Source organism: Marinomonas sp. IMCC 4694, assembly GCF_008122525.1.
Taxonomy (GTDB): Bacteria; Pseudomonadota; Gammaproteobacteria; order Pseudomonadales; family Marinomonadaceae; genus Marinomonas.
Genome location: NZ_VSRV01000001.1, coordinates 2611645 through 2638424 on the forward strand (window position 1 = coordinate 2611645; position 26780 = coordinate 2638424).

Consider the following 26780-nt stretch of genomic DNA (forward strand, 5'->3'; position numbering starts at 1 on the left):
AATGACCCTTGAAAAAAAAGTCAACAATGAGCTCTGTTTTGGAGTTAATAGTGGGAAAAAGCACCAAGGCACAGTCGGTGAGCGAGATCAAAAAATAATATCGCGTAAATAGGTTTTTTGGTTGGTCACGGTGAACACACCGTCTTCCCCTTGTAGAGAAAAGGGGAAGAAACGGGTACTCGTATTCAACCCGTTTCGCGGTCAATTAAAGTGGATGATGGCGACGTGTTCAGGCAAGCAAGGCTTTCAATGCCGTGGTTAAGGCGGCCATTTCGGCGTCTGTGCCTATGGTGATGCGTAGGTAGTTGCCAATGCGTGGTTTGTGGCTACCAAAGAAGCGTACCAAGATGCCCTGTTCTTTTAGCGCAAGGTAAATCTGTTCGGCGTTTTTCTCTGGGTGGGTCACAAAGACGAAGTTGGTCGCCGATGGCAATACCGTAAAACCCAGCGCTTCTAACTCTTTGACAGATTGCTCGCGTGTGGCGATGGTTTTGTCGCAGATTTCTTTTAGGTAGCTTTCGTCTTCTACTGCGGCAGTAGCGCCGGCCAAAGCGATGCGGTCGATCGGATAAGAGTTGAAGGAGTTTTTTAAACGCTCTAGCCCTTCGATCAAATCAGGGTGTCCCAAGGCATAGCCAACACGAATCCCAGCTAAAGCGCGAGATTTTGACAGGGTTTGCACGACGAGAAGGTTCGGGTATTGATTCACCAACACAGAGGCACTTTGCGCGCCGAAATCCACATAAGCTTCGTCCACCAGTACCACGACGTCTGGGTTGGCGTTCAGAATGGCTTCGATGTCGGCAAGCGGCAAGGCTTTACCTGTTGGCGCATTCGGGTTGGTCACGACCACGCCGGATACGTCTAGATTTTCATAATCTGTCGGTACGATGTTGAAATCATCGTCCAATGGGATCAAGTGAGGCTCAATGCTGTATAAACCCGCATAGACTTTGTAAAAACTGTAGGTGATATCCGCAAACGCCAATGGCTTGCCACCAGCAAAATACCCCATAAACGCCAGCGCCAATACTTCGTCGGAACCATTACCAACAAACACCTGATCCGTGTTCAACGAATAGCTTTTTGCCAATGCTGTTTTCAGCGTAACGCCATTCGGATCAGGGTAAAGACGTAAACGCTCACTGACTTCTGCGGCCATGGCATCTAAGGCTTTAGAAGAAGGAGCATACGGGCTTTCGTTGGTGTTTAGCTTAATGTACTTTTTGTCTTGCGGTTGTTCGCCTGGCACATAAGGGTCAAGAGAAGCGATTTTATCTGTCCAAAAACGACTCATGGATGCTCCGTTGTACGTTAATAGTGGTACGTCATAATAGAGGGTAAAAACAAAATAAGGCCTCAAAAGAGGCCTTATCAATACATTAATCTGTCAGTCACTGCCCGGCCTTGGATCAGTCCTGAGGCTTCATATGTGGGAACAACAAGACATCACGAATAGACGGCGCATCGGTGAACAACATCACCAAACGATCGATACCGATACCTTCACCCGCGGTTGGTGGCAAGCCGTATTCTAGGGCATTGATGTAGTCCGCATCGTAATGCATGGCTTCGTCATCACCGGCGTCTTTTTCGGCGACTTGACGCATAAAACGTTCCGCTTGGTCTTCTGGATCATTTAACTCCGAGAAACCATTGGCAATTTCACGACCACCGACAAAGAATTCAAAGCGATCGGTAATAAAGTCATTGTGATCGTTACGACGCGCAAGCGGCGAGACTTCCGCTGGGTATTCGGTAATAAAGGTCGGTTGATCGAGCTTGTGCTCCGCCGTTTCTTCAAAGATTTCTGTCCACAACTTGCCCAAGCCCCAAATCGGTTTCACGTCGATTTTTAGGTTCTTAGCCACCACAGTGGCTTTTTCGATGGTACTAACATCGTCCGCGGTCAACTCTGGGTTGTAATGCAGAATCGAATCCAACATGGTCATACGAACAAACGGCGCACCAAAGTCGTATTCTGACCCTTGGTACGTCACGGTTGTGGTGCCCAATACTTTCTCAGCCACTTCACGCAACATGGCTTCAGTAAGGTCCATCAGATCTTTGTAGTCGGCGTAGGCTTGGTAGAACTCGATCATGGTGAATTCTGGGTTATGGCGAGTCGAGGTGCCTTCGTTACGGAAGTTACGGTTGATCTCGAACACACGCTCAAAACCACCCACAACCAAACGCTTCAAGTAAAGTTCTGGGGCGATGCGCAAGTACATGCTCATGTCCATCGCATTGTGGTGCGTGACGAAAGGACGCGCCGACGCACCACCTGGAATGGTTTGCAGCATAGGCGTTTCCACTTCCATGAAACGACGATCTTCTAAGAAGCGACGAATCGTAGAAATGATTTTAGAACGCATTTGGAAAGTGGCACGAGACTCTTCGTTAACGATCAAATCCACGTAGCGTTGGCGGTAACGCATTTCCATGTCAGACAAGCCATGATGCTTATCTGGCAAAGGACGCAAAGCTTTGGTTAACAATTGCGCTTCTTGCATGTCGATGTACAAATCGCCTTTACCGGATTTGTGTACAGGGCCAGAAATACCGATGATATCGCCCAAATCCCATCTTTTTTGATCAGCAAGCAATTCTGGAGACAAGGCTTTACGGTTTACGTATGCCTGAATTTGTCCTGTCATGTCTTGCAACAACATGAAAGCGCCACGGTTACGAACGATACGACCCGCGATGCTGACTTTATGGTCTTTTTCTTCTAAGTCGGCTTTCTCGTGCTCACCAAATTCGGCTTGTAAGTCAGCCGCGTACGCATCAGGGCGAAACGTGTTTGGGTAGGCATTGCGCTCGGTGCGAATGGCCGCTAATTTGCTGCGACGTTCTGCGACTAATCGGTTGTCATCGGATTGTGCTGTGGATTCTGTGTTGTTTTCGTTAGCCATGATTTTGCTATCTACTCTTTTAAATATTCTAAATAAGAAACAGTGCGTTACAGACCTTGCTTCAAGCTGGCAATAATAAACTGGTCTAAATTGCCATCCAGCACGGCGCCCGTGTTAGAGGTTTCTACGCCGGTACGCAAATCTTTAATGCGCGACGCATCCAATACGTAAGAACGAATCTGGCTACCCCAACCAATGTCGGATTTGCTGTCTTCCACGGCTTGCGCGGCTTCGTTACGTTTCATCATTTCAAACTCGTACAATTTGGCACGAAGTTGTTTCATGGCGAAATCGCGGTTGGCGTGTTGCGAACGCTGATTCTGACATTGCACCACGATGCCCGTTGGCACGTGAGTAATACGAACGGCGGAATCTGTGGTGTTTACGTGCTGACCACCCGCACCGGATGAACGGTAGGTATCGGTACGAATGTCCGCAGGGTTAATCTCGATGTCCACGTTATCGTCAATTTCAGGCGACACAAACACAGAAGCAAACGAGGTATGACGACGGTTGCCCGAGTCAAACGGTGATTTTCGCACCAAACGATGCACACCTGTTTCCGTACGTAACCAGCCAAAGGCGTATTCGCCTTCAAAACGAATGGTCGCCGACTTAATACCGGCCACGTCACCCGCTGAAACTTCCATCAGCTCGACTTTAAAGCCCTTGTCTTCGCCCCAACGCAAATACATGCGCAGCAAAATGTTGGCCCAATCTTGGGCTTCGGTACCACCAGAGCCGGACTGAATGTCCAAGAAGGCGCTATTTTCGTCCATCTCATGGGAGAACATACGACGGAACTCTAACTTAGCCAGCAGAGCCTCTAGCTCTTCCAGTTCAAGTTGCACCGCTTCTACGGAGTCCTCGTCGTCTTCTTCGACCGCAAGGTCTAGCAGTTCTTTGGCGTCGTTTACACCGGACTCCATGCTGTCTAATGTCTCAACAACCGCCTCTAATGCAGCACGCTCTTTGCCCAGCTTTTGGGCGTAGTCTGGATCGTTCCAAATCGCAGGATCTTCCAGTTCTCGGTTAACTTCCTCTAAGCGTTCTTTCTTTGACTCGTAGTCAAAGATACCCCCGAAGGGTTAAAGCACGGGCAGAAAGGTCTTTTATCTTAGAAAGTATCGGGTTTATTTCCATATTGGCGTCAATTTGCTATAAACAGTGTGAATAAAAGTGATTCGGAATTGTAACGAATTTACTCGCAGCATAAAATGCCATTCGCTACCCAATGATGGAAAAACAGACCATTTTTTGTGGGCCTTGCTATCAAATGGAGTCAATATGGATAAGCCAACCGTTACCGTCGCCATACTGGGACAAAATTATAAGATAAATTGCCCTAAAGGGCACGAAGCCGATTTAAAAGAAGCGGCCGAGTATTTAAACAGTCAAATGCGTGAAATCAAAGCCAGCGGTAAAATTGCTGGGCTTGAAAAAATCGCTGTGCTCGCGGCATTGAATATTACTCACGATATGCTGTCCAACCAAAAATACACGCGCGCTAATGAGCAACAACTGCGGGAACTGACATCACAGCTTGATAACGCTTTAACCCATCAAACGAAATTGGTTAATGAATAATCAAACTCCGTGTATTCTTTGATCGACTTTTTTGATTGCAAGCGAATAACGCGAATTTTATTCATACACGCCAGAAGACAAGCCGCACTAATAAGTGATTTACGCGGTAAAGTATTTTATACTGGCACTCGTTTCCTGGGTTGTTCGAAGCGGCTTAACGCCCTTGAGCCTATGAGTAATACCCTGGAAAGAGCCTGTTGGTTTGGTGTGCATGTCCGTGCGTCGGAAAGCCTAAAGAGTCACAGTTCTTTCCACCTTGAACCACTGGGTTCAAGGCCAATAGCCGAAACGGCAACTTGGGAAACACTTTTATGATCTCACCCCTCGACTTTAGACAGGCGCTTCGTCGCGATTTACGACACGCGAGAAGAAATTTATCCACAAATGAACAATACGGCGCAGCTCTTGGTTTGCTGTCATGTTTTGTGGGTCAGCTTGCGACGCTTAACCACGCTCAACGAATCGCTTTTTACCTCAGCAATGACGGTGAAATATCGCCTCACTTGTTATGCTATTACTGTTGGAAACACAACATCCAGACATATCTTCCTGTTCTAAATGGAAAACAACTTGTTTTTGCGAGTTATACAAAAGAGACCACTTGGCAAGAAAATCAATTTGGCATTAAAGAGCCGATAAACACACAGCGCCTTTCAGGCGATGAGCTGGACATGGTGTTTTTGCCTTTGGTCGGCTTCGATGCAAAAGGCGGTCGCCTAGGCATGGGCGGCGGCTTTTATGACAGAACATTCGAGAACAAAAAAGCCGACACAAGCCCTATGTTAATTGGCCTAGCTCATGACATTCAAGAAGTAAGCCGCTTAACGGTAGAAAGCTGGGATGTACCGTTACAGGCCATTATGACGCCAAGCCAGTATATTGTTATCAAATAACAGAAGGTTATTTAAACCGCTTATCAAAAAACAAAACTGTATCCCGCAGACAAAAACACGCCACTGTTGCCTGCCTCATTCTCTGGGGCGTAGGCCACATCAAAGTCCAAACGACGGTAAAAAGTTAGCCCTGCTGTGTAGTAGTTCAACTCGTTGCCGACAAGGTTACGTCTTACGCCAATTCTCATACCAGGTAATACCCAGTTATCGCTAAAATACGCCAGTGAAGCCACGGCCCACTGATACTCATCGCCCAGCGGGTCTTTGATTGGGTTGACATCGTACGAACCCGAGATGGAAAAATGCTGATCCTTGCTTTTCAATGCAGCATCCAATGTGGCTTGCTTCTCCATGGTGTAGGTTTCATTTAATGACAACCCACTGCTCCGCGCAAACTTAAGCGCCGCTTCGCAGCTACTCTTATCTGCGCCAGTGTATGCAGCACAGTTGCTGCTCAAACCTTTGTAGTCAAACTCGGGCTCATTAATATTCGCGACAGACAAACCTAACTGATAATTACGACCCGTTAACATCAACCCTAAGTCCAGAGACACCTCTGAAGAGACCGCCTGCCGGCTTAAAAAAAAGTCACTGTAGGACACACTCGAATCATCTTCTTCGGTCAATACCGTCAGTTTCTGGTCCAAAGCAAGACGGTGATAATTCAGTCGCCCACCAATAATAAGCGCACTGCTTTGTGTTCGAGACACCATTTCACTGTAACCAAGGCTGAAGTGGTAGTCCGATGCTCGTTTTAGATACAAAGAGGTATCCGATTCAAGACCAACATCGCTCACATCCACTGCACTAAGATCGGTTATGGAGGTCACAGACTCTAAGGCACTGACACCGGTTAGTGTCAGTTCATCCGCCAATATACTGGCACGACCCACCAGCGACGCGGTTGCATCAAGCATAAACACGCCTCGACGCCTAGTTTTATAGATAATCGGTAAAAAAGGCCCTTGCGCCGTAGTGGCAAATTTCACATACGCGGTTTCGCTAATGTCTGAAATAACCGCATCAGACTCATCAAGAGAGCCGTTTATGTCCGCCAAGACATCGGAAATTTGAGAAACAACATACGCATCCGCTGCCGCTTGCCCTTGGCTATTAAACCGACTTTGCGCTTCTGTTTTGATCGCATCAATATCAATACGATTTACAAAATCTTCATCAAAAATATCAGCAAGCTCATCGAGCTTATCGTTTAAATCAGTGATACCTCCACCCTCGATCGCAATCCCTAAAGGCCCCAACAGCCCCACTCTGAAGCCTTGTAAATTCGCCATCAAATAAGAAGACGCTGGATTGCCAGAGGCCGTTGATAAAGCATGTCGACTACCATAACCACCCAGTACGGTACTGGAACCAATAGGCTGATAAATATAAGGCGACGCCGATACAGAAACACTGAGGATACTTAGGCCCAAACATGCCAGAGATTTTTTCATACGATATTCATACCCATTTCTTCTTATTTACTCGACACATTAGATAAATAAGACCATAAAAAAGCCGAGAACTTAAACAGTTATCGGCTTTTTTACTAAAAACTTTACCTTAGAACGCTGTGTCATACCCAATAGAAACATAGCCACTACGAGGCAATTCGTCACCGTTCTCATCTTCAACGGTTTCTAATGCGACCGCAAGGTCAATATTCAAACGTTTTAGAAAGGTTAAACCAAAAGTAGCATAGCTCAACTCAGTGCCAGCCATGTTTTGACGATAACCAGCGCGAAGGCCTGGTAAATAGTGCGAATCACCATAATAAGACAGAGAGGCCGCTGCCCATTGATATTCATCACCAACCGCGTCTTGAACTTCGTTTGCATCATAAGACAACCCCAGGGTTACTTGCTTGCCTTTCGTTGATACAGCGAGGTCTAACGTCGTTTGCATTTCCATCACGTATTTGCGGCTGGCGTTCAATTTACCCGAGGCGATAAGGTTTTTAGCGGCATCACAACTTCTTGTCGAACAATTTTGATTAATCGTGGCACTATCAAATTCAGGCTCATTGACATTGGCCAGCGTTAGTCCAACCTGATAATTATTCGAAACCCAAAGCGCTCCTAAATCGATACCAATGTCTGTTGAAGAAACAGCATCGTCTGAAATAGCGTCTGAAACGGCATCACCAACGTCGGCAGAGCTGTCATCCAATGCTACAACAGCGCGACCCAATGACACATTATGCAAGGTACCTTTAACACCACCAATCAAGGCTCCATGTGTGTTTTCCCACATTGATTGACTGTAACCCAACCCGATTTGTAAATCCGTCGCGGTACTTGCGCTGAAGGACGTATCTGACTCTAAACCTGTGTTTGTATTATTAACGCGCACACTGTCGGAAATAACATTCGCCTTTGCTACCGCTGAAATGCTGGCGTCCAACATGAAAGCGCCTTTACTATCCGTCTTATAAATAAGAGGCATAAACGGCACCTGTGCGCTCAATGAGGTTTTGATGTACGCAGTCTCATCAATGCCATTCAAGATACCATTTGCTTTGTTCAACGCCGCTTGGGCTTGTGGAGCGTTGGTATAAGTCGCATCCAGTATGTCTTCAATGTCTTCCGCACGATCGCCTAAGTCACTGATGTCTCCCATTTCAACGCCAACACCAATAGGACCTATAATACCGAATCGAAAATTATCATCGTCTTCTTGGTTTACCATAATAAAAGGCGCCGCTGGGTTTGAAAACACCGTTGCAAGCGCCCTTTGATTTGGTGCACTGCTTAGCGTAAAACTAGAGCCTATTGGCTGATTCACGGGCATGGCAGCGAATACGGCGGTGCTGAATAAACTACTTGAAATGAGAACGAGCTTTTTCATGATTTTGTCCTTAATAAATCAAAGAATGGGAACAGACAGCAGTAAATAAATACGCTTGGATTAATTGTATACACATTATTTACCTATTTCATACATTAAATAACATAAGTTGCTAAACGATGAACTAAATGTTGACGTAACTTTTCCAGGTCGTCAGGCGTATCCACACCATGCACTGGCAACCCATCAGCCATGGCAACTTGCACCTTGATGCCCTGATGTAAAAAGCGCAGTTGCTCTAGCTTTTCCCAGCGCTCTAACGGCGACATAGGCAAATCCGCATAACGTGCAAGCAAGCTGGCGCGATACACGTACAAACCAATGTGACGCAACGCAAGCAAGCCTGTAGGCATAGGCCCCGTTCGCTCAAGACGAGCAGCAAAGCCGTCTCTGTCCCACGGCATAGGCGAACGACTAAAATACAAAGCGCGCTGCTGTTCATCGCACACCACTTTCACCACGTTGGGATTAAAAAAGTCTTCTTGCAGATCAATCGGACAAGCCACCGTGGCCATTTGTGCTTCTTTGTCATTGTTGAGTGCCATCACGCTGGCGTGAATCAAGTCGAGCGGCAAAAACGGTTCATCACCTTGTACATTGACGACAATCTCATCACCTTGCCAGCCCATCACCGCTGCCACTTCCGCTAAACGCTCGGTGCCATTTTCATGGTCGTCACGAGTCATCACCACAGTCGCACCAAACGCTTGCGCGGCCGCTTGAATAGTGGGGTGGTCGGTCGCCACAGTGACCGATTGAGCGCCGGCCTTTAACGCCAATTCGTAGACCCATTGCAACACTGGCTTGCCACCAAGGTCGGCCATCAGCTTTTGTGGAAAGCGCTGGGACGCGTACCGAGCGGGAATCACAATGTGAAAATCCGGTAAGGCGGTGTTTGTGTTGTGTTCAGTCATTATTGTTCAAACTCCGGTTGTTGCGCTAGTTCGTAGGCGTTTTCTAGCGGCATTCGAGTGGCTAAAATCAGGTCAGCGACTTCTCGCGCTACACCCTCACCGGCCGCTTTCGTCAACACAATGGGGCAATGGCGTTTTAGCAATACATGAGCGTCCGATGGACACAAAGCCACACCCACCTTGGGCATCACTTGCAGGTCAATCACATCGTCACCCACGTACGCCGCGTGGCTCGGATCGATACCCAAGCGCGCGACTAATTCATCAAACGCCGCGGCTTTGTTATGGCAACCAGGGTAGAAGTGTTCGACTTTCAGGTCTTTCATGCGTTGGCGCAAGGGCGCGGAATCTTTCGCGGTAATCACCGCGACCTCAATGCCCCACTTTGGCAGCAACTTCATTGCCACGCCATCTTTGACGTTAAAACGCTTTATGGTTTCGCCGTGCTCGGTATAAAGCAGACGACCATCGGTCAACACACCGTCGACATCGAATACCACCAGCTTGATGGCGTTGAGTTTATCGATCCATTCAGGATGGTCGGTCAATATGGCATAGGCAGATAAAAAATCAGCGTCCATCGGTTAGACACTCGTGTCCAATTCTTCGAAGGTTTTCACCAGATCGTCCAGCTGTTTCACTTGCTGAAGAAATGGCGCTAGTTTGCCCAGTGGCAAGGCGCAAGGGCCATCGCATTTCGCGCTGTCTGGGTCTGGGTGAGTTTCTAAAAACAAGCTCGACAAGCCAAGGGACATACCAGCACGCGCCAGCTCAGTCACTTGCGCACGACGACCATCGGCCGAATCAGAACGACCACCGGGGCGCTGCAAAGAATGAGTCACATCGAACATCACGGGATAACCCATTTTTTTCATCTCGCCAAAGCCCAACATATCGACCACTAAATTGTTGTAGCCCATCATGGTGCCGCGCTCACACAGCATCAGAGTGCTGTTACCGGCTTCTTCGCACTTGGTTAAAATGTGCTTCATTTCGTGAGGCGCTAAAAACTGCGCTTTTTTGATGTTGATCACAGCGCCGGTTTTCGCCATGGCCACCACTAAATCCGTCTGACGAGAAAGAAACGCAGGCAGTTGGATCACGTCTGCCACTTCCGCCACTGGCGCACACTGGTATTCTTCGTGCACATCGGTGATCACAGGCACACCAAAGGTGTCTTTGATTTCTTGAAGGATTTTTAGGCCTTCTTCCATGCCAGGACCACGATAAGAATTGATCGACGAGCGGTTTGCCTTGTCGAAAGAGCCTTTAAACACGTAAGGAATGCCCAGTGCTTGCGTTACTTTGACGTGCTCTTCGGCCACACGCATGGCTAAGTCACGGGATTCAAGGACATTCACACCGCTGAATAAAACAAAAGGCAGGTGGTTAGCGACTTCTACGTGATCGCCAATTTTGATGATTTTTGACATAACAACTTCCTGAATAAGTGGTAAGTGTGAACGTAAATTAACGATCGTAAATTTCTAAAATGCCCGATACTTTTTGCGCGTCGTCCACGACCACCAGCAAGGTGATTTTGTCACGCAGCATTTGTTCTTCGGCCTGCACTATCATCACGTTTTCGTTGATGGTTTTTGGACTTGCGGTCATTAAACTCGCCATGGTTTTGTGGATCATGCCTTCGCTATCTTTGAGCATGGCACGACGCAAATCCCCATCGGTAAAAATACCTAACAATGTATCGCCGTCTTGAATCAGCACAACGCCCATGCGTCCGTGGGTCATCACAGAAATCGCGTCTTTAAGCGTGGTGTTCGAGGTGCAGACCGGCAAGTCGTCTTTGTGCATCAGATCTTTCACACGGGTTAGCAATTTGCGCCCTAAGCTGCCACCTGGATGAAAGCGGGCAAAGTCTTGCGGCTGAAAGTCTCGACACTCCATCAGGGCCACGGCCAAAGCATCGCCCATGGCGGTTGTCATCGTGGTGGACGTCGTCGGCGCTAAATTGTTCGGACAGGTTTCTCGGTCAACCGAAATGTCCAGCACGCAATCGCAGTGTTTCGCTAGGGTCGATTCCATATTGCCAACCATAGCAATAGAAGGATTGCCAAAGTCTTTTAACGATGGCAGCAAGCGCATCAGCTCTTCGGTTTCACCGGAATAACTGATAAGAATCAGCGTGTCTTGGGCTTGGATCATACCAAGGTCACCGTGAAAGGCTTCGCCTGGGTGAAGAAAGAAACTGGGCGTACCAGTGGAAGCCAGTGTCGCGGCGATTTTTTTTCCGATCAGACCCGATTTTCCCATGCCACAAATAATCGTGCGGCCTTGGCTTGCTAAGATCATGCGAACAGCTTTTGGAAATTCATCTGAAACACGGCTGGCTAAGCTCGCTAACGCTTGCGCTTGAGTCGATAAGGTGCGTCTCGCGCTGTCTATTAGAGGGTCGTTGTGGGTGCTTGAACTGGATGGATCGCTCATAAAGCCTCTTTGCTCTGTGTCGTAAATCTCATGTGGCGTGATTATACAGAGGTAAGCTTAACTCGCCTAACAAAGAAGCAGACAAAAAATCCGCCCAAAGCCGTGCACTTTGAGCGGACTTGTGTGTATTTTTTCTGGGTGCTTTACTCGAGGCAATTGAGATACTGACCTTTTAAGCTGTCTAAAAAGGTGTAATAAGCATTCATCTCTACTTTAATCGTACTGCCCAATGGGTCTAAAACACCACTTTTCACGTTAGTACCATCAAGCAAGGTTTTGACAATCGCGGGGCTAAATTGTGGTTCAGCGAATACGCATTGGATCTTGTTTTCTTCAATTTCGTGACGAATTTCAGCCACTTTTTTCGCACCCGGTTTACGCTCAGGGCTAACCGTCACAGCACCAGCGTTATTCAAGCCGTAATGCTGTTCAAAATAACGGTAACCATCATGGAAAACGATATAAGGCACCGAACTTACCTTACTAAGATCCTTACGTATCTCAGCATCTTTGGCTTTTAGACCCTGCTCAAATTTCGCAAAATTACCTTGGTAATAGGCGGCGTTGGCAGAATCTAGCCACATCATTCGTTCTGCCACAACTTTGGCTAACACCACAGCATTTTGAGGCAATAACCAAACGTGTGGGTCTACGCCTGCGTGATTATGGCCTTCATGACCTTCTTCATGTCCTTCGTGACCTTCATGATCATCGTGACCTTCACGACCTTCGTGTCCTTCGTGTCCTTCGTGTCCTTCGTGTCCTTCGTGTCCTTCGTGTCCTTCGTGTCCTTCGTGTCCTTCGTGTCCTTCGTGTCCTTCGTGTCCTTCGTGTCCTTCGTGATCATCGTGTCCTTCGTGACCTTCATATGCCTTATTCTGTTTAGAACGATCATAAAGAGACACATCTTTTAATGCCATCCATTCAATCGAAGACGTTTGTTTATCGGCATTGGCGAGCGGCTTCTCAAGGAAATGCTCAAGGGATTCCCCAACCCAAACCACAACATCGGCGTTGTGGATTTTTTTAAGATCAGATGGACGCATAGCAAAATCGTGCGGCGAAGCCGTACTGGAAACAATTTGATCAATATCTGCCAGGTCACCCGCAATGGCCGCCACAATCATAGAAACAGGTTTAATACTGGTCGCAATCACCGGTTTCGCCAGCGCTAAAGGAGACAAAGCAGAGACACCCAACACAAAAATGAGCTTGTTCATTATTTTTACCGTATATTAATGTTATAACGTAACAATACGACAGAAAAAAAAGAGATTCAAGCGGTTTAACCTAAATCTCTTATTGAATCACTCTGCCCCCCCCAATCAGAACAATCTAAAACAGCGCTAAATCATCCATTTTCAGCGGCCGAACCATTAATCCTGCGCGCTGACCAATAGGAAGCTGAGTATTGGGAAACACAATGGCGTCTCCCGTTTGCTTTATACAATAATGGCTTTTTGCTGACGTCGCCAATACAAAGCCAACTTCAAATGGAGTAAAGTTTTTGACATCTTGAGCAATGTTCAACTCATAACTCTCGTCCTCTTTTATCAAGCTGTCCAACACCCTAAACAGCGACAAATTTTCTACCGGTGATTGTGCTAAGTTTCCTGTTTCAAGCAATAGCGTCAGAGCCGTCTTGATCCCGTCAAAACGGGATAAATCGTTTTGACCAAACGGGAACACCTTACCCAATTCGACCGTAAACGCATGAGCCCCATGTATTTTTTGACTGTAATACGAAAATGTCGTGGTGGGTTGATGGGAAAATAAAATCGCTCCCACATCACAAGCGGCTAAAAAACCGAGCTGCGTTTTGCTGTAAACAGCGTTTTCAATAAATGGATAAACCGCAAATTTTTCATGTTCCGAACCGCGAATAGCGGTATGCAGATCATAATGCAACCTGATTTGTTTCGTTTGATCAGTAGGCAAAGCATAAAAGTCGGTCACGGCTTTCTCTAATCGCTGCGCTCGCTTAGCTTCGTACCCATCAAATTGCTGCCAGGCACCACAAAATAAACGGTTTAAATTCACCTCACAAAACCGTTTGGCTTGATTCGCTGCGACAGGGCTGCCAATCAACACCAACATGCGCACACCTAAAGTTAGCTTCCCCCTTAAAATACTTTTTACCAACTGATTAACGACTTCAATAGGGCCCGTTTCGTTGCCGTGAATCCCAACGGACAACACCAAACTCACTTCGCTCGGCGTGCTGGGCTCAAGACGCAAAATCCCTGTCTCTTCTACCCTACCTTTGCCACTCGCAAAGGAAAACTCAAATGGCTCAATCGATATTTGGTTTGCAAGGCTCAACGCTAAAAAATCATAGTTCGGAATCATCATGGTGAGTGCATCCATTAAAACGGGTAAAACAAGCTCATATCATACCGTTTTTCACGATCAAATTACGGCCCACCTCGTCACCTCAATCCAAAACAAAAAAACACGTCGCTTTGTGAACAATTTACAAATAACGTCAAAAATAATGTTTCAAGTTTGCCTATTGGGACACAGGCATTATCTAATAAGTAAAACGCTTTTCTTTCACTACAAATGCCGATACCCTGTGATTTTCTACTAGTTCCACTTTCAGGTTGAGTATTTTATGCTAGCAAATGACGAAGTCATTATCTTAGTCGATAAGAACAACAAGATAATTGGCGATGTGCCGCGACGCTTAATGAATTTTGGCAGAGATTACCATCGCGTCACGTACATTTTGGTGTTCAACAAGCTAGGTAACCTGATTATTCAAAAACGCACTGACAACAAGGCTTTTTGCCCTGGTTATTATGGTATCACCACAGGCGGTGTCGTTGAGAAAGGCGAATCCTATATTGATTCCGCTCATCGTGAATTACAGGAAGAGTTAGGCTTTGATGCGCACCTTGAAAGCCAAGGGACCTTTGTTACCGAAGGAGAAGGGTTTCGAATCTGGGGCAAAATCTACACCTGCCTCTACGACGAAGCCCTGCATGGCAAGCTCACGTTGCAGCCAAAAGAAGTGGCTTCTGTTCATGAAATGAGCGTTGAACAGATACTGAAAAATCCAGACGGTTTATTGTTTACGCCTGATTCCGTGAGTGCTTTGGAACATTACGCCAATAAGCTTGTTTCGGCACAATCAGATGACCCGCTTTAGTTTCTGCTTATTCGTCCTGTTAATCTCGTCTACGGCGCTCAGCCAAGAGCGCTGGCAAACGGACGCCTACATTCAACAAAGCTTCATAAAAATCGCTCTCGAACGAGAATACAAAGAAACCCAGTTTCCTAAGCTCATACGCTGGAACAAACCCATCAGGCTATTTTTTGAAAGTGACAGCGGCGATGCCCGTTTACAAAAAGAATTATTAAGCGTTCACGCGCAGCATTTAGCCTCTATAACTGGCTTATCTATTGATTTTACGCCCAACCCGAAACAAGCCAATATTTTTGTCATTTTTACCGATTACAAAAACATGGAAAATAAGGTGAGGCAATATATTGGAGATCCAGAAAAAATTCGTACCGCGCTAAACGAAGCCATTTGCTTGGGCAATTTTACTCGTAATGGTCGGTACGAAATCACCAAGGGCAGCATTATTATTCCAGTGGATTATGCCCGCAGTAAAAATCGTTTTTTAGATTGCATCATAGAAGAGATTACTCAGCTACTCGGCCTTCCTAATGACTCTAACGAGGTTTTCCCATCTGTTTTTAACGACGTCAGTGTGGATACGTATATCAGCCCCTTAGATTACTTACTGCTTAAAGCACTTTATTCTCGCCATTTGACACCGGGTATGGACGTAGAACAAACCCAAGCGGCTTTTCCAAACGTATTGAAACAGCTTCACGCAAACGGTGATATTGAAAACGCGGTGCAACGCGTACAAAAATACAGCCTTAAAAAGTACCTTGGCGATTAATGCCTAAGAAGCAAGTAGAGGAAAACAAAGGCTGTTGTAGATCAATGTTATTGGCCTTTTCATTCGGCTTGTCATAAATTTCACTTATTCACTCTGCCTTTCCTCAGCAAGTTAGGTAAAATGCGCCCACTGAAAATTTACACTGGAGAGTCCTAATGTTTCCTGAGCTAAAAAATGATCGCTTTTTGCGCGCATTACTCAAACAACCAGTCGATACCACCCCTGTATGGATGATGAGACAGGCTGGGCGTTACCTGCCAGAATACCGTGCAAGTCGTGCCACAGCAGGAGACTTTTTGAGCCTTTGTAAAAATGACGCGTTCGCTTGTGAAGTCACGTTACAGCCTTTAAAGCGCTATGATCTAGACGCGGCCATTTTGTTTTCCGACATACTGACCATCCCGGATGCCATGGGATTGGGGTTGTATTTTGAAACGGGAGAAGGCCCAAAATTCAAACACACTGTTCGTAGCCAGGCCGATGTCGATGCCATTCCTGTGACCAGCGCCAGTGACTTGGATTACGTGATGAAAGCCGTGACCACGATTCGTCATGCGCTGAACGGCGATGTACCACTCATTGGCTTTTCTGGCAGCCCTTGGACGTTGGCGACCTACATGGTGGAAGGCGGCTCAAGCAAAGATTTTCGTCATATTAAAGCCATGATGTATCAGTCACCCAACACACTCCATGCTTTGTTAGACAAGCTGGCAAAATCCGTAACCGCTTACTTAAATGGCCAAATTTTAGCTGGTGCACAAGCTCTACAAATTTTTGATACGTGGGGTGGCGTATTGAGTGGCCCGATGTATCAGCAATTTTCTTTGATGTACATGAAACAAATTTTAGACGGCTTGATTCGCGAACATGAAGACAAACGAATTCCGGTGATTTTATTCACAAAAAATGGCGGGCAATGGCTGGAAAATATGGCCGCCACAGGCGCCGATGCTCTGGGTCTGGATTGGACGACAGACATCACTGAAGCACGTGCTCGTGTAGGCGACCGTGTTGCCCTTCAAGGTAACATCGACCCTTGCGTCTTGTATGCTGACAAAAATGTGATTGAGCGCGAAGTCGAAAATGTACTATCAGGCTTTGGCAATGGCGCAGGCCATGTGTTTAACCTTGGCCACGGCATTCACCAATTTGTCGACCCTGATCATCCAAAATATTTAATTGACGCCGTTCATGAATTAGGTCAAAAGTACCACACGCCTATATACGATGATCTCGATGAGTTGAATGGCCTGTAGCGACTTAAGCAATAGAATGGTACTTTTGTTAAAATAATATTTTTTATTGGTATGGAGAGAGAAAATGAAACTGATTACGGCCATTGTTAAGCCTTTTAAACTGGATGAAGTGCGTGAAGCGCTATCAGAAATTGGCATTAACGGCATTACCGTCACGGAAGTGAAAGGTTTTGGGCGCCAGCGAGGTCATACTGAACTGTACCGTGGTGCAGAGTACGTGGTTGATTTTCTACCAAAAGTGAAATTAGAGCTCGCGGTTGACACAGACCAGGTAGAACGTGCCATCGAAGCCATTCAAAACAGCGCCAATACGGGCAAAATCGGCGATGGCAAAATCTTTGTTACCGCACTCGAGCAGATTATTCGTATCCGTACCGGTGAAACAGGCGCTGAAGCCATTTAATCTTTCTCATCTGTTGTTGGGTAAACGCGTTTATTCCAAAAAAACATTGCACCAACAAAATTGCACAAAAAAGAGGCCTGCGTTGGCCTCTTTTTTTATCTGAGTAGCATGGTACTGAAGATACTTAGCCCTTATCTGGCACCTTGATTGATAACGTGCCTAAATAACGATTTTGACGCAGTTCGATTTGACGAAAGATCGCAATAATGACAATACTAATTATTAGGTAAATAGCCCCTGCCGCTATGAAGATTTCCATCGGTGTGTAGGTTCTCGCAATGATGGTGCGGGCCATTCCCGTAAGATCTAAAATCGTAATGGTACTCGCCAACGCACTGCCTTTTAACATCAAAATAATCTCGTTACCGTAAGCAGGAAGTACAATACCAAACGCGCGCGGTAATAAAACACGGCGATACATCTGAAATTTTGTCATACCGACCACTTTGCAGGCCTCTACTTCTCCTTGAGGAATGGCTTGAATCGCACCACGAAAAATTTCCGCTGTATAGGCCGACGTGTTTAAGGTAAACGCAATGATGGCACACCAAAAAGGCTCTTTTAACACCGGCCAAAGGAAACTTTCACGCACCGCATCAAATTGAGACGCGCCGTAGTACACCAAAAAAATTTGCACTAACAAAGGCGTTCCACGAAAGAAAAAGATGTAAGCGAACGGAAGCGCACGAATCCACCCCACCGGAGAAATTCTTGCTAACGCGATAGGCAAAGCAAACACCCCGCCTAAAATAATAGAGATCATCACCAGCTGTAAGCTGACCCATGCACCTTGCAATAAACGAGGAAAGTATTCAACAACAACCGAGAAATCCATACCTTACCCTCTTGTTAAACCGCGGCTTGCTCGCTTTTCCATAAAGGATACGAACAACATAGAGACAATGGTTAACGCCAAATACATAAACGCCGCCACCAAGTAAAATAAGAACGCCTCTTTCGTGCTGCTCACAGCAATGTTGGCTTTACGCATAATATCGTCCAACCCTACAACCGACACCAAAGCGGTGTCTTTTAACAACACCAAAAATAGATTCCCAAGCCCAGGCAGGGCGATTCGCCAAACCTGCGGCAAAATAATACGGTAAAATTTTCTAATAGGCCCCATGCCTAAAGCGATGGCGGCTTCATGCTGCCCTTTGGGAATAGATTGCAATGCACCACGAAACACTTCGGTAGCATACGCTCCAAACGTCAAACCTAGCGCGGTTACCCCGGCCGCAAACGCGCCCACTTCAATGTATTCGTCGTACCCAAACACACTCGCAATGGCCATCAGCACACTGGTAGCACCAAAATAAATGATCAATACCGTGAGCAGCTCTGGAATACCTCGAATTAACGTTGTATAGCCATGTGCGATCCACCGAAACACCTTGATAGAGGATAATTTGGCAGACGCCCCTAATAGCCCCAGAATTAAACCAACAAACAGTGATGACAGCGCTAGCTCTAAAGTGACAACCGCACCTTGCAGCAGCTGATCACCGAACCCATGAAGATCAATCATAGTTTTTTCTCAGAGTAAGCTTAAAGTAAGTTTCTCAGTCCCCGCCCATCATCGAACAAGGTACTGAGAAACTCTAAGAAATATCTTGCTAATGGAGGCCTCAATACTGACGCATGAACATATTGAGGCGAATCGCTTAGTAGATAGAGAACGGGAAGTACTTAGCATTTATTTTTTGGTAAGTGCCATCTGCAAGAATCGCATCAAGCGCGGTATTGATTTGTGTTTCTAGCTTTTTATCGCCCTTGCGAACCGCGATAGCGATGTTATCTGTTTTCATGAAGGCATCGCCTTTGAATTCAAATTTAGCGCCATCTTCAGACGTGTTTAACCAGTTATAAGTAGGCAGCTCGTCTGACAACACGATGTCCAAACGACCTGACACTAGGTCAAGGTAAACGTTGTCTTGGTTGTCGTAGAATTTAAGGTCGGCCTTGCCGGTGAAATTGTCCTCTAAATATTGAGCACCCAGGGTCGCACGCTGTGCACCAATGGTTTTACCAGACAAGTCCATCAAGTTAAATTTTTCACCAACACGGCCCATGAAACGCAATCCGCCAGAGTAATATTTATTAGTAAAATCAACAACCTTAAGGCGCTCTTCGGTGATGGACATAGACGCTATGATCGCATCAAATTTGCGCACTTTAAGACCAGGAATCAAACCATCCCAATCTTGTGTCAGAATCTCACAATCGGCCGCCATTTTGGCGCACAAGGCACGGGCAATATCCACATCAAAACCCTGAGGCTGACCGGCTTCATCAATAAAGTTAAACGGTGCCCAAGCACCCTCTGTAACAAAACGCACCTTGTCAGCGGCTTGAACCGAGACAGACGATAACGCGGCGGTTAACAACAATGCGGAACCTAAAATTGCTTTTTTTAATGTCATTACTTTCCCCTTGGACTATTTTTTAGCGTGTTTATTGAATTATTGTTTTACTTTTACAAGGCAATCGATTTAACGCCACCTAAAATACACTGGATATGAACGCTTTGCAGCGCTCAGATTTTGGCGCACCAAACACTTGCTCCGGCGTACCTTTTTCTTCAACAATGCCCTGATGCAGAAACACGACGTCACTGGATACTTCCCGAGCAAAATTCATCTCGTGTGTCACGATAAGCATAGTACGTCCCTCTTCCGCTAGGTTACGCATGACACCCAGCACTTCACCCACTAACTCAGGGTCCAGTGCCGACGTTGGCTCATCGAACAAGATTACTTGCGGGTCCATCGCCAACGTTCTGGCTATCGCAACACGCTGTTGCTGACCACCAGAAAGCTGATTGGGGTACATATCCTTTTTCTCGGCGATGCCCACCTTACGCAATAAATGCTCCGCGTATTCAGCCACTTCGTGTTTTGGCCGCTTCAACACATGAAGCGGCCCTTCCATCACATTTTGCAGTATGGTCATATGCGGCCATAAATTAAAGCTCTGAAAAACAAAGCCAATTTGTTGACGCATTTGTGTCAGTTGCTTCATGTTACTAGCGACCAAATCAGACTCACTAGGAACCAAATCCAGTTTGTTGCCGTTAAAAATAATATCGCCACGAGTGGGGTTTTCTAACAGATTAACACAGCGCAAAAAAGTACTCTTGCCCGAGCCACTGGAGCCAAGAATGGAAATAACGTCACCATCGTATGCTTTAAGGGAAATCCCCTTCAACACTTCAACATCACCAAACGTTTTGTGAATATCAATCAGCTCTAACGCCGGGACTTTCGACATGTATTCCACCTTAAAAATTGTATAAACGTATTATTTTGTAACATAAAAACACGGTCACTGGATAACAAAGCCGTCAGTTTGACTAAAAAGTCGTACTCTAAAAAAGAATACAAAAATCACGCCAACAACAAAACAGCTCTATTTTAAATTACTTTTTCCAAAGTCGCCTCTTTTTCTTGTCCATGTGGACAGGCTCAACACTAGAACGCTTGATTTTATTTCGTTCCTCTCTCGGTGTCACACCAAAAAAGCCCTTGTAAGTTGTACTAAAATGCGGAGCAGAGCCAAAACCGCACTCACTTCCCACCTCGGCGATGGTTTTATCTGTTTGAATAATCAGCTGCTTGGCCCGCTCTAATCGTAATTCTAAATAATAACGAGAAGGCACAATGTCGAGATTACTTTTAAATAATCGCTCCAAATGACGACGCGACACCCCCACATGATACGCAATATCGTCGGACGACAAAGGCTCCTGAATGTTCGCCTCCATCAGTTGCACCGCTTCCACCAATTTGGGCTGACCTGTACCAATACGTGCTTGCAAAGGGATGCGCTGAGGATCTTCATGGGTACGAATGCGCTCACATACAAACTGCTCAGAAATAATACTTGCCAACGTCATACCATGCTGCTTTCCGATTAAAAACAACATCATGTCCATCGCCGCCGTGCCGCCGCTGCAAGTATAGCGGTCTCGATCCACCTCAAAAAGGTGGTCTGACACAATCGTTTGTAGAAACTCATCGCGTAAATTGGACAAACTGCGCCAATGAATCGTCGCACGGTAACCATCCAACAGGCCGGCTTTGGCCAATAAATAACTGCCTGTGCACACACCTCCAAGACCGACCTGTCTTTTGGCTTGCTTTTTAAGCCAATTTTCTAAAGTAAGGCTTTCGTTTTTTATAACCGGAGAAGCGCCACACACAAAAATGGCATCTAAATCACTGGGAGCGTCATTAGTGAGGTAGTCTGAACCCGTTGAAACCCCTGTACTTGAAGGAATATTTCTCTCTTCGTGACTGATAGTACAGAAAGAATAAAGTGCTTTTCCAGTCACCCAATTCGCCATGTGCAATGTCTCAATCGCAGAAGAAAAACCCAGCATCGAATAATGTGGCAACAGCAAAAAACCGTATTTCAAAGGCTTTTTGCTGGCCTGCATGATTTCTCTTGATGCGAATTCAGTCTTGTACAAAATATTATCCTGCGAACTATAGACAAAAAAGAAGTTTATTTCGTTTAAAATGGATAACAAAGGTTTTTTTCTTATTGAGCAAGACTTTTTTAGCCCAATTAACCAGACATCACAACAACATGTCGCAATTTGATAACTTGACTGCTATCAAAGGAGTGATTTTTTCATAATAATCTTACTCAGAGTCCTAACCCAATACTTTCGTAACATTGCTTTTACTACTGATTTTATTAAGAACACCACTCACAAGGGATGAGTTCTAATGACTGATTACAAAAAAAACGAATTAATTGAACGCATTGAAGTAGAAATCAACGACCACTTTACGGCGAACGAAGCGAATAACGTGATTCAATTGGCCCATCTTTACTTCCAGGACTCTCTCACGGAAGACCTTGTCAATGAATCCATTGAAAACCTTTATGGCACTATTGTCTGTTTGTGGGATTTTTTACAACAACGTCAGGCTAATCAACCAAAAATTCGGGTTTACAATCCAAATTATGAAGAACACAGCTGGCAGTCTACCCATACCGTTATCGAAATTCTAACCGATGATATGCCCTTTCTTGTGTCGTCGTTTAACATGGCTTTGGTTCGTCTTGGCCATACGATCCACCTGACGGCTCACCCCGTTGTGACAGTAAATCGGAATAAAAAAGGCGAATTACAGAACATCGATGCTGCGTCAAAGAGTCATGAAGCCTTGATGCGTTTCGAAATTGATCGCTTATCTGACCTCAACTTGTTAGAAAAAATCAAAGAACAACTGTTAACCAGCCTTGCCGACGTAAAAAAAACCGTGGAAGACTGGCCAACAATGAAAGCAAAATTAAGCGACATTATTGGGGAATCCGAACAACTGGTTCACTTAAAAGACAGCGAACACCACCAAGAAACCTTGGATTTTTTACGCTGGGTCGCTAATGATCACTTTACCTTTATCGGTTTTCGCGCCTACAACTTAACGGTCGAGGGGAACGAGACTCACCTAAAATTAGTCGATGGCTCTGGTTTAGGCACGTTTCGCGACATCAATGACAAAAAGGTCAAGCGCGATATCGTTTTACAAGACAATCTCGCCAAGCTTGCCGTCGATAGCAGCAATGTCTTGATTTTGACCAAATCAACCGCCGTGTCTACCGTTCATCGCCCTGTTCACCTTGATTACCTTGGCATTAAACGCTGCGACAAACATGGCAAAGTGATCGGGGAATGGCGCTTCTTTGGTTTGTACTCGTCTACGGCTTACATTGCACGATTACAGGACATCCCATTATTACGTAAAAAACTCGACATTATTGTTGAACGAGCCAATACGGATCCAAACAGCCACAAAGGTAAAAATTTAAAACACATTCTAAATAATTATCCTCGCGACGAAATGCTCCAAGCACCAGTAGACGAGCTGTTTGGCACAATTGAAAGTATTCTGGCGATTCAAGAGCGCCGCCAATTACGCGTCTTTTTGCGCAAAGACATTTATGGACGTTTTTTAAACGCTCTGGTCTACGTGCCGCGCGATCGTTATAACACCGAGTTGCGCATAAAAATGCAAGACATCTTGATGACAGCGTGCAACGGCACCAGCTCAGAATTCAATGTGCAATTCTCTCAGCTGGTCCTAGCTCGTGTAAACTTCACCATTCAAATTGCCGACCCGAAACAAAGCCCAAGCATCGACGCCGAAGACATTCAGCGTAAAATGCAAGACGCCATGAATTCTTGGGAAGACAAGCTACTATTCGCCCTGCACAAAAGCCAAGGCGAAGAGAACGGTAACGTATTGTTTAATGATTATGTTGCCTATTTGCCTGCGGCTTACCGTGAGGACTTTTCCCCCAATGCCGCGGTTTTAGACATTGAGCGCCTTAGCCAATTAACAGGTGAAGGAGACACGTCTACCCATATTTATCGTCAAGTTGGTCAAGCTAAAAACAACTACTTCTTTAAGGTATATGGTGCTGGTACCACACTGATACTTTCGGATGTATTACCCATTCTTGAATGTATGGGACTCCGTGTACTAGAAGCACGCCCTTATGAACTCGACCAAGATGACGATGGCACCGCCAACACTTGGGTTGTGGAATTTGCCATCAGCGTTGATGCAGACATCAACCTTGAGAAAAACGCTCAACGCGAAGCCTTCCAAGACGCATTCAATCAGGTATTCCGTCGTCGTGTCGAAAACGATCGATTCAATGCGCTGGTATTAAGCGCCTCTTTGACCTGGCGCCAAGTCACCATGCTGCGCGCCTTGACCAAATATTTGATGCAGTTACAGCTGCCTTTTTCTTTGCCCTACATGCAGCAAACATTAGAAAAAAATGCCGGCATCGCACGCTTATTGGTGCAACTGTTTGAGCAACGTTTTGACCCAACTCAAGACACAAAACGTGACGAAAAGGTACAGAAAATGCTCGACAAGATCGATGCCGAACTTGATCAAGTCGCTAACTTAGACGAAGACCGTATTCTAAAGCATTACTTGTCTGTCATTCAGGCCATGTTGCGTACCAACTTCTATCAAACGGACGCTGAAGGCGAAGTAAAAGATTACGTTTCTTTCAAACTCGATCCATCGTTGATTCCTGCGGTGCCTTTACCTAGGCTAAAATTTGAAATTTTCGTCTACGCACCTTGGGTCGAAGGTATACACATGCGCGGCGGCAAAGTCGCACGTGGTGGCCTTCGCTGGTCTGATCGTATGGAGGATTTCCGTACGGAAGTACTCGGCTTAGTAAAAGCACAAATGGTGAAAAACGCTGTCATTGTACCCTCTGGCGCTAAAGGCGGCTTTGTTGCCAAGCAACTGAAGAAAAACGCATCACGGGAGCAAGTGCAAGCCGAAGTCATTCATTGTTACACCACCTTTATCAGTGGCTTATTAGACATCACCGATAACTTGGTGCAAAACGAAGTCGTGCCGCCTTTGTCCGTTCTACGCTATGACGAAGATGACCCTTACCTCGTGGTCGCCGCCGACAAAGGCACCGCAACCTTCTCCGATTTAGCCAATAGTATCTCAGAGAAATACGGATTCTGGTTAGGCGATGCCTTCGCTTCTGGCGGTTCAAATGGGTACGATCACAAAAAAATGGGCATCACCGCACGCGGCGCCTGGGAATCGGTAAAACGTCAATTTAAAGAAATGGGCATTAATTGCCAGACCACAGACTTCACCACCGTGGGCATTGGCGACATGGCAGGCGATGTATTCGGCAATGGCATGTTGCTGTCCAAACACACACGTCTTGTGGCGGCGTTCAACCACATGCACATTTTTATCGACCCGACACCAGACGCCATGAGCTCTTTTGCTGAACGTGAGCGCATGTTCGCATTACCACGCTCGTCTTGGGAAGATTACAACAAAGAGCTGATCTCTAAAGGCGGCGGTATTTTCAATCGCTCAGCGAAATCCATTCCAATCAATGCCGACATACGCAAAGCGCTCGGCATTGAGGGCAATATCAAATCCATGCCGCCGATTGATTTGATCAATGCGATCTTAAAAGCCCCTGTTGATCTGCTTTGGAATGGCGGTATCGGGACGTATGTGAAGTCTGAAAGTGAATCTCATGCTGATGCGGGTGACAGTGCCAATAATGGATTGCGCGTAAATGGTAAAGAATTACGCTGTAAAATCGTCGGTGAAGGCGGCAACCTCGGGTTAACGCAATTGGGTCGTATCGAATTTGCTCAAAAAGGCGGCTTAATCAGTACCGACGCGATCGACAATTCAGCGGGTGTGGACAGCTCTGACCACGAAGTAAACATCAAAATCCTACTCAACCGTGTGGTGGAAGACGGGGATCTCACCGAAAAGCAACGAAACAACCTTCTTGCGGAAATGACCGACGAAGTTGGCAGTTTGGTGTTGCGTCATAACCAAGGCCAAAGCCATGTGCTGTCTTTGATCAATGCTCAAGCCCCTCTTCGCTTGGCGGATCATTGGCGCTTAATCAAATCCTTGGTGAAAGAAGGCCGTTTAAACCGAGAGATCGAATACTTACCCAGTGACGCTCAGATCAAAAAACGTCTGAACAAAGGCCAAGGCTTAACCCGGCCTGAAATTTCCGTCCTGTTGGCGTATTCTAAAATCAAACTGTCTGAGCAATTGGTGCTTGATGGAATCGGTGATGATGTTGATTTAACCACGCAAATTAATGCGTATTTTCCAACACAACTGACCAAACAGTTCGGTGGTCAAATGGCGTCGCATCCCCTGCTACAAGAAATCATAGCGGGTCATGTCACCAATAATCTAGGCAACCGAATGGGTTCTACTTTCAGCATTTACATGCAGGAAGAAACTGGCGCGTCCGCATTGAATGTAGTGCGAGCTTACATGGCCGCGGAAGATATTTTTGGCATTTCTACCCTATGGAATGACATTAATGGCTTAGAGTTTACGGCCGACAATGCGGTATTGAACGGTTTATTAACCCGCATTCAAGGTTTAATCGAACGCGCCACGTTGTGGTTATTGCGCAATACGCGTGACAGTTTATCGATTCAACGACTAAAAGACACCTACAAACCTGGCGTTGAAATTATCAAGGCCAACATGCAGGCTATTTTAACCGAATCGAGCCAGGCGCATTTGGCCGACATCACCTCCGCTTTGGTTGAGAAAAATTTACCGATTGAAATTGCGGAGAAGCTGTCAGGACTGCATTATCTGTTTTATGGATTGGATATTATTCGTGTCGCGGCCAACACTGAAACCGAAGTCTTAGACGTGGCGCAAACCTACTTTGCCCTTGAAATGGACCTTGAGTTGCATTGGCTGCGTCACAAAGTGGGCGACCTTACCGCAGATGATATGTGGCAACGCCGTGCAAAAGCGGGGCTAGGGGATGAGATCGACAACAGTTTACGAACCCTCACTCAAGAAGTGATTCAGTCCAGTTCTGATATCAAAAAACGGGAGCAACGCTTGACCCATTGGCGTGAATCCAACACCGACAGCATCAACCATTACCATGCGACTTTTGGGGAAATAAAAACCGAAAGTGAATTAACCTTGGCCATGGTCACTGTCGCTATTCGCGAGCTAAGAAATCTGATATAAATCAAAAGGTGGTCGTTATTTCGACCACCTATTTTTAAGAGGTCTTTTTTTA

The 26780-nt window shown here is 46.0% G+C and carries 23 protein-coding genes and 1 other RNA gene; 8 read left to right on the forward strand and 16 right to left on the reverse strand.

Features of this window, described 5'->3' with window-relative positions:
• Positions 1–229: 229 nt before the first annotated feature.
• The 3 genes from hisC to prfB form a co-directional block, all read right to left on the reverse strand.
• On the reverse strand, positions 230–1297 hold the full coding sequence (gene hisC, locus FXV75_RS11800; protein ID WP_148833631.1) for a histidinol-phosphate transaminase: 1068 nt from the start codon (positions 1295–1297) through the stop codon (positions 230–232).
• Between the two features lie 115 nt (positions 1298–1412).
• Entirely contained in the window at positions 1413–2915 is a 1503-nt protein-coding gene (gene lysS, locus FXV75_RS11805) for a lysine--tRNA ligase (RefSeq protein ID WP_148833633.1), read from the reverse strand.
• A 47-nt stretch (positions 2916–2962) separates the two neighbouring features.
• Positions 2963–4058, reverse strand: a protein-coding gene (prfB, locus tag FXV75_RS11810) for a peptide chain release factor 2 (RefSeq protein ID WP_148833635.1) whose coding sequence is annotated in 2 segments (ribosomal slippage) — positions 2963–3985 and positions 3987–4058 — 1095 coding nt in all. Because the reading frame shifts where the segments join, the coding sequence is not laid out codon by codon here.
• Positions 4059–4202: 144 nt separating this feature from the next.
• Here prfB and FXV75_RS11815 point away from each other — a divergent pair.
• The 3 genes from FXV75_RS11815 (at position 4203) to FXV75_RS11825 (ending at position 5395) form a co-directional block, all read left to right on the forward strand.
• Positions 4203–4502, forward strand: a complete 300-nt coding sequence (locus FXV75_RS11815; RefSeq protein WP_148833637.1) for a cell division protein ZapA — start codon at positions 4203–4205, stop codon at positions 4500–4502.
• Between the two features lie 129 nt (positions 4503–4631).
• Positions 4632–4809: non-coding RNA, 6S RNA (gene ssrS, locus FXV75_RS11820), on the forward strand.
• Positions 4810–4813: 4 nt separating this feature from the next.
• Entirely contained in the window at positions 4814–5395 is a 582-nt protein-coding gene (locus FXV75_RS11825; RefSeq protein WP_148833639.1) for a 5-formyltetrahydrofolate cyclo-ligase, read from the forward strand.
• Positions 5396–5418: 23 nt separating this feature from the next.
• On the opposite strand, the gene traF (FXV75_RS11830) is transcribed toward FXV75_RS11825, so the two are convergent.
• The 8 genes from traF (FXV75_RS11830) to astE form a co-directional block, all read right to left on the reverse strand.
• A complete protein-coding gene (traF, locus tag FXV75_RS11830; protein ID WP_148833641.1) occupies positions 5419–6849 on the reverse strand; it encodes a conjugal transfer protein TraF in 1431 nt (476 codons plus the stop codon).
• 109 nt (positions 6850–6958) lie between these two features.
• Positions 6959–8242, reverse strand: coding sequence for a conjugal transfer protein TraF (traF, locus tag FXV75_RS11835; protein ID WP_148833643.1), 1284 nt, complete (start codon positions 8240–8242; stop codon positions 6959–6961).
• Between the two features lie 95 nt (positions 8243–8337).
• Positions 8338–9156 (reverse strand): 3-deoxy-manno-octulosonate cytidylyltransferase, encoded by an 819-nt coding sequence (gene kdsB / locus FXV75_RS11840; RefSeq protein ID WP_148833645.1) that lies wholly within the window; start codon positions 9154–9156, stop codon positions 8338–8340.
• Entirely contained in the window at positions 9156–9737 is a 582-nt protein-coding gene (locus FXV75_RS11845) for a KdsC family phosphatase (protein WP_148833647.1), read from the reverse strand. Before FXV75_RS11845 ends, kdsB begins: the two co-directional genes overlap by 1 nt.
• A 3-nt stretch (positions 9738–9740) precedes the next feature.
• Positions 9741–10589, reverse strand: a complete 849-nt coding sequence (gene kdsA, locus FXV75_RS11850; protein ID WP_148833649.1) for a 3-deoxy-8-phosphooctulonate synthase — start codon at positions 10587–10589, stop codon at positions 9741–9743.
• 37 nt (positions 10590–10626) lie between these two features.
• Positions 10627–11601, reverse strand: a complete 975-nt coding sequence (locus FXV75_RS11855) for an SIS domain-containing protein (RefSeq protein WP_148833651.1) — start codon at positions 11599–11601, stop codon at positions 10627–10629.
• A 143-nt stretch (positions 11602–11744) separates the two neighbouring features.
• Entirely contained in the window at positions 11745–12821 is a 1077-nt protein-coding gene (locus FXV75_RS11860) for a zinc ABC transporter substrate-binding protein (RefSeq protein WP_148833653.1), read from the reverse strand.
• A gap of 115 nt (positions 12822–12936) precedes the next feature.
• Entirely contained in the window at positions 12937–13953 is a 1017-nt protein-coding gene (gene astE, locus FXV75_RS11865; protein ID WP_148833655.1) for a succinylglutamate desuccinylase, read from the reverse strand.
• 262 nt (positions 13954–14215) lie between these two features.
• Between astE and FXV75_RS11870 the strand changes: the two genes are divergently transcribed.
• The 4 genes from FXV75_RS11870 to FXV75_RS11885 all read left to right on the forward strand — a co-directional run bounded on the left by FXV75_RS11870 (position 14216) and on the right by FXV75_RS11885 (position 17177).
• Positions 14216–14752, forward strand: a complete 537-nt coding sequence (locus tag FXV75_RS11870) for an NUDIX hydrolase (RefSeq protein WP_148833657.1) — start codon at positions 14216–14218, stop codon at positions 14750–14752.
• Positions 14739–15518 (forward strand): DUF2927 domain-containing protein, encoded by a 780-nt coding sequence (locus FXV75_RS11875; protein WP_148833659.1) that lies wholly within the window; start codon positions 14739–14741, stop codon positions 15516–15518. Before FXV75_RS11870 ends, FXV75_RS11875 begins: the two co-directional genes overlap by 14 nt.
• 155 nt (positions 15519–15673) lie before the next feature.
• On the forward strand, positions 15674–16774 hold the full coding sequence (gene hemE, locus FXV75_RS11880; RefSeq protein WP_148833661.1) for a uroporphyrinogen decarboxylase: 1101 nt from the start codon (positions 15674–15676) through the stop codon (positions 16772–16774).
• A 64-nt stretch (positions 16775–16838) separates the two neighbouring features.
• On the forward strand, positions 16839–17177 hold the full coding sequence (locus tag FXV75_RS11885; RefSeq protein WP_148833663.1) for a P-II family nitrogen regulator: 339 nt from the start codon (positions 16839–16841) through the stop codon (positions 17175–17177).
• Positions 17178–17301: 124 nt separating this feature from the next.
• Here FXV75_RS11885 and FXV75_RS11890 read toward each other — a convergent pair whose 3' ends face one another.
• From FXV75_RS11890 to FXV75_RS11910, 5 genes are all read right to left on the reverse strand, one after another.
• Positions 17302–18012, reverse strand: coding sequence for an ABC transporter permease (locus FXV75_RS11890; RefSeq protein ID WP_148833665.1), 711 nt, complete (start codon positions 18010–18012; stop codon positions 17302–17304).
• A gap of 3 nt (positions 18013–18015) precedes the next feature.
• Positions 18016–18705: an ABC transporter permease gene (locus tag FXV75_RS11895; RefSeq protein ID WP_148833667.1), complete on the reverse strand. Its 690-nt coding sequence runs from the start codon at positions 18703–18705 to the stop codon at positions 18016–18018.
• Between the two features lie 136 nt (positions 18706–18841).
• Positions 18842–19600 (reverse strand): transporter substrate-binding domain-containing protein, encoded by a 759-nt coding sequence (locus tag FXV75_RS11900; protein ID WP_148833669.1) that lies wholly within the window; start codon positions 19598–19600, stop codon positions 18842–18844.
• A 79-nt stretch (positions 19601–19679) separates the two neighbouring features.
• Positions 19680–20447 carry an ABC transporter ATP-binding protein gene (locus FXV75_RS11905; RefSeq protein ID WP_148833671.1) on the reverse strand — a complete coding sequence of 256 codons (768 nt, stop codon included), beginning with the start codon at positions 20445–20447 and terminating at the stop codon, positions 19680–19682.
• Positions 20448–20595: 148 nt separating this feature from the next.
• Entirely contained in the window at positions 20596–21615 is a 1020-nt protein-coding gene (locus tag FXV75_RS11910) for a GlxA family transcriptional regulator (RefSeq protein ID WP_148833673.1), read from the reverse strand.
• A 295-nt stretch (positions 21616–21910) separates the two neighbouring features.
• Between FXV75_RS11910 and FXV75_RS11915 the strand changes: the two genes are divergently transcribed.
• Positions 21911–26728, forward strand: coding sequence for an NAD-glutamate dehydrogenase (locus tag FXV75_RS11915; RefSeq protein ID WP_148833675.1), 4818 nt, complete (start codon positions 21911–21913; stop codon positions 26726–26728).
• Positions 26729–26780: the final 52 nt, after the last annotated feature.

Bases quoted from the DNA above. Each gene is read 5' to 3' on its own strand.
- FXV75_RS11860 (WP_148833653.1), bottom strand. From the start codon at position 12,821: ATGAACAAGCTCATTTTTGTGTTGGGTGTCTCTGCTTTGTCTCCTTTA.
- FXV75_RS11895 (WP_148833667.1), bottom strand. From the start codon at position 18,705: ATGATTGATCTTCATGGGTTCGGTGATCAGCTGCTGCAAGGTGCGGTT.
- kdsA (WP_148833649.1), bottom strand. From the start codon at position 10,589: ATGTCAAAAATCATCAAAATTGGCGATCACGTAGAAGTCGCTAACCAC.
- FXV75_RS11845 (WP_148833647.1), bottom strand. From the start codon at position 9,737: ATGGACGCTGATTTTTTATCTGCCTATGCCATATTGACCGACCATCCT.
- FXV75_RS11910 (WP_148833673.1), bottom strand. From the start codon at position 21,615: ATGCAGGCCAGCAAAAAGCCTTTGAAATACGGTTTTTTGCTGTTGCCA.
- FXV75_RS11870 (WP_148833657.1), top strand. From the start codon at position 14,216: ATGCTAGCAAATGACGAAGTCATTATCTTAGTCGATAAGAACAACAAG.
- kdsB (WP_148833645.1), bottom strand. From the start codon at position 9,156: ATGACTGAACACAACACAAACACCGCCTTACCGGATTTTCACATTGTG.
- FXV75_RS11855 (WP_148833651.1), bottom strand. From the start codon at position 11,601: ATGAGCGATCCATCCAGTTCAAGCACCCACAACGACCCTCTAATAGAC.
- hemE (WP_148833661.1), top strand. From the start codon at position 15,674: ATGTTTCCTGAGCTAAAAAATGATCGCTTTTTGCGCGCATTACTCAAA.
- FXV75_RS11885 (WP_148833663.1), top strand. From the start codon at position 16,839: ATGAAACTGATTACGGCCATTGTTAAGCCTTTTAAACTGGATGAAGTG.
- FXV75_RS11915 (WP_148833675.1), top strand. From the start codon at position 21,911: ATGACTGATTACAAAAAAAACGAATTAATTGAACGCATTGAAGTAGAA.
- FXV75_RS11900 (WP_148833669.1), bottom strand. From the start codon at position 19,600: ATGACATTAAAAAAAGCAATTTTAGGTTCCGCATTGTTGTTAACCGCC.
- astE (WP_148833655.1), bottom strand. From the start codon at position 13,953: ATGATGATTCCGAACTATGATTTTTTAGCGTTGAGCCTTGCAAACCAA.
- FXV75_RS11875 (WP_148833659.1), top strand. From the start codon at position 14,739: ATGACCCGCTTTAGTTTCTGCTTATTCGTCCTGTTAATCTCGTCTACG.
- FXV75_RS11890 (WP_148833665.1), bottom strand. From the start codon at position 18,012: ATGGATTTCTCGGTTGTTGTTGAATACTTTCCTCGTTTATTGCAAGGT.
- hisC (WP_148833631.1), bottom strand. From the start codon at position 1,297: ATGAGTCGTTTTTGGACAGATAAAATCGCTTCTCTTGACCCTTATGTG.
- FXV75_RS11905 (WP_148833671.1), bottom strand. From the start codon at position 20,447: ATGTCGAAAGTCCCGGCGTTAGAGCTGATTGATATTCACAAAACGTTT.
- traF (WP_148833643.1), bottom strand. From the start codon at position 8,242: ATGAAAAAGCTCGTTCTCATTTCAAGTAGTTTATTCAGCACCGCCGTA.
- FXV75_RS11815 (WP_148833637.1), top strand. From the start codon at position 4,203: ATGGATAAGCCAACCGTTACCGTCGCCATACTGGGACAAAATTATAAG.
- FXV75_RS11825 (WP_148833639.1), top strand. From the start codon at position 4,814: ATGATCTCACCCCTCGACTTTAGACAGGCGCTTCGTCGCGATTTACGA.
- traF (WP_148833641.1), bottom strand. From the start codon at position 6,849: ATGAAAAAATCTCTGGCATGTTTGGGCCTAAGTATCCTCAGTGTTTCT.
- lysS (WP_148833633.1), bottom strand. From the start codon at position 2,915: ATGGCTAACGAAAACAACACAGAATCCACAGCACAATCCGATGACAAC.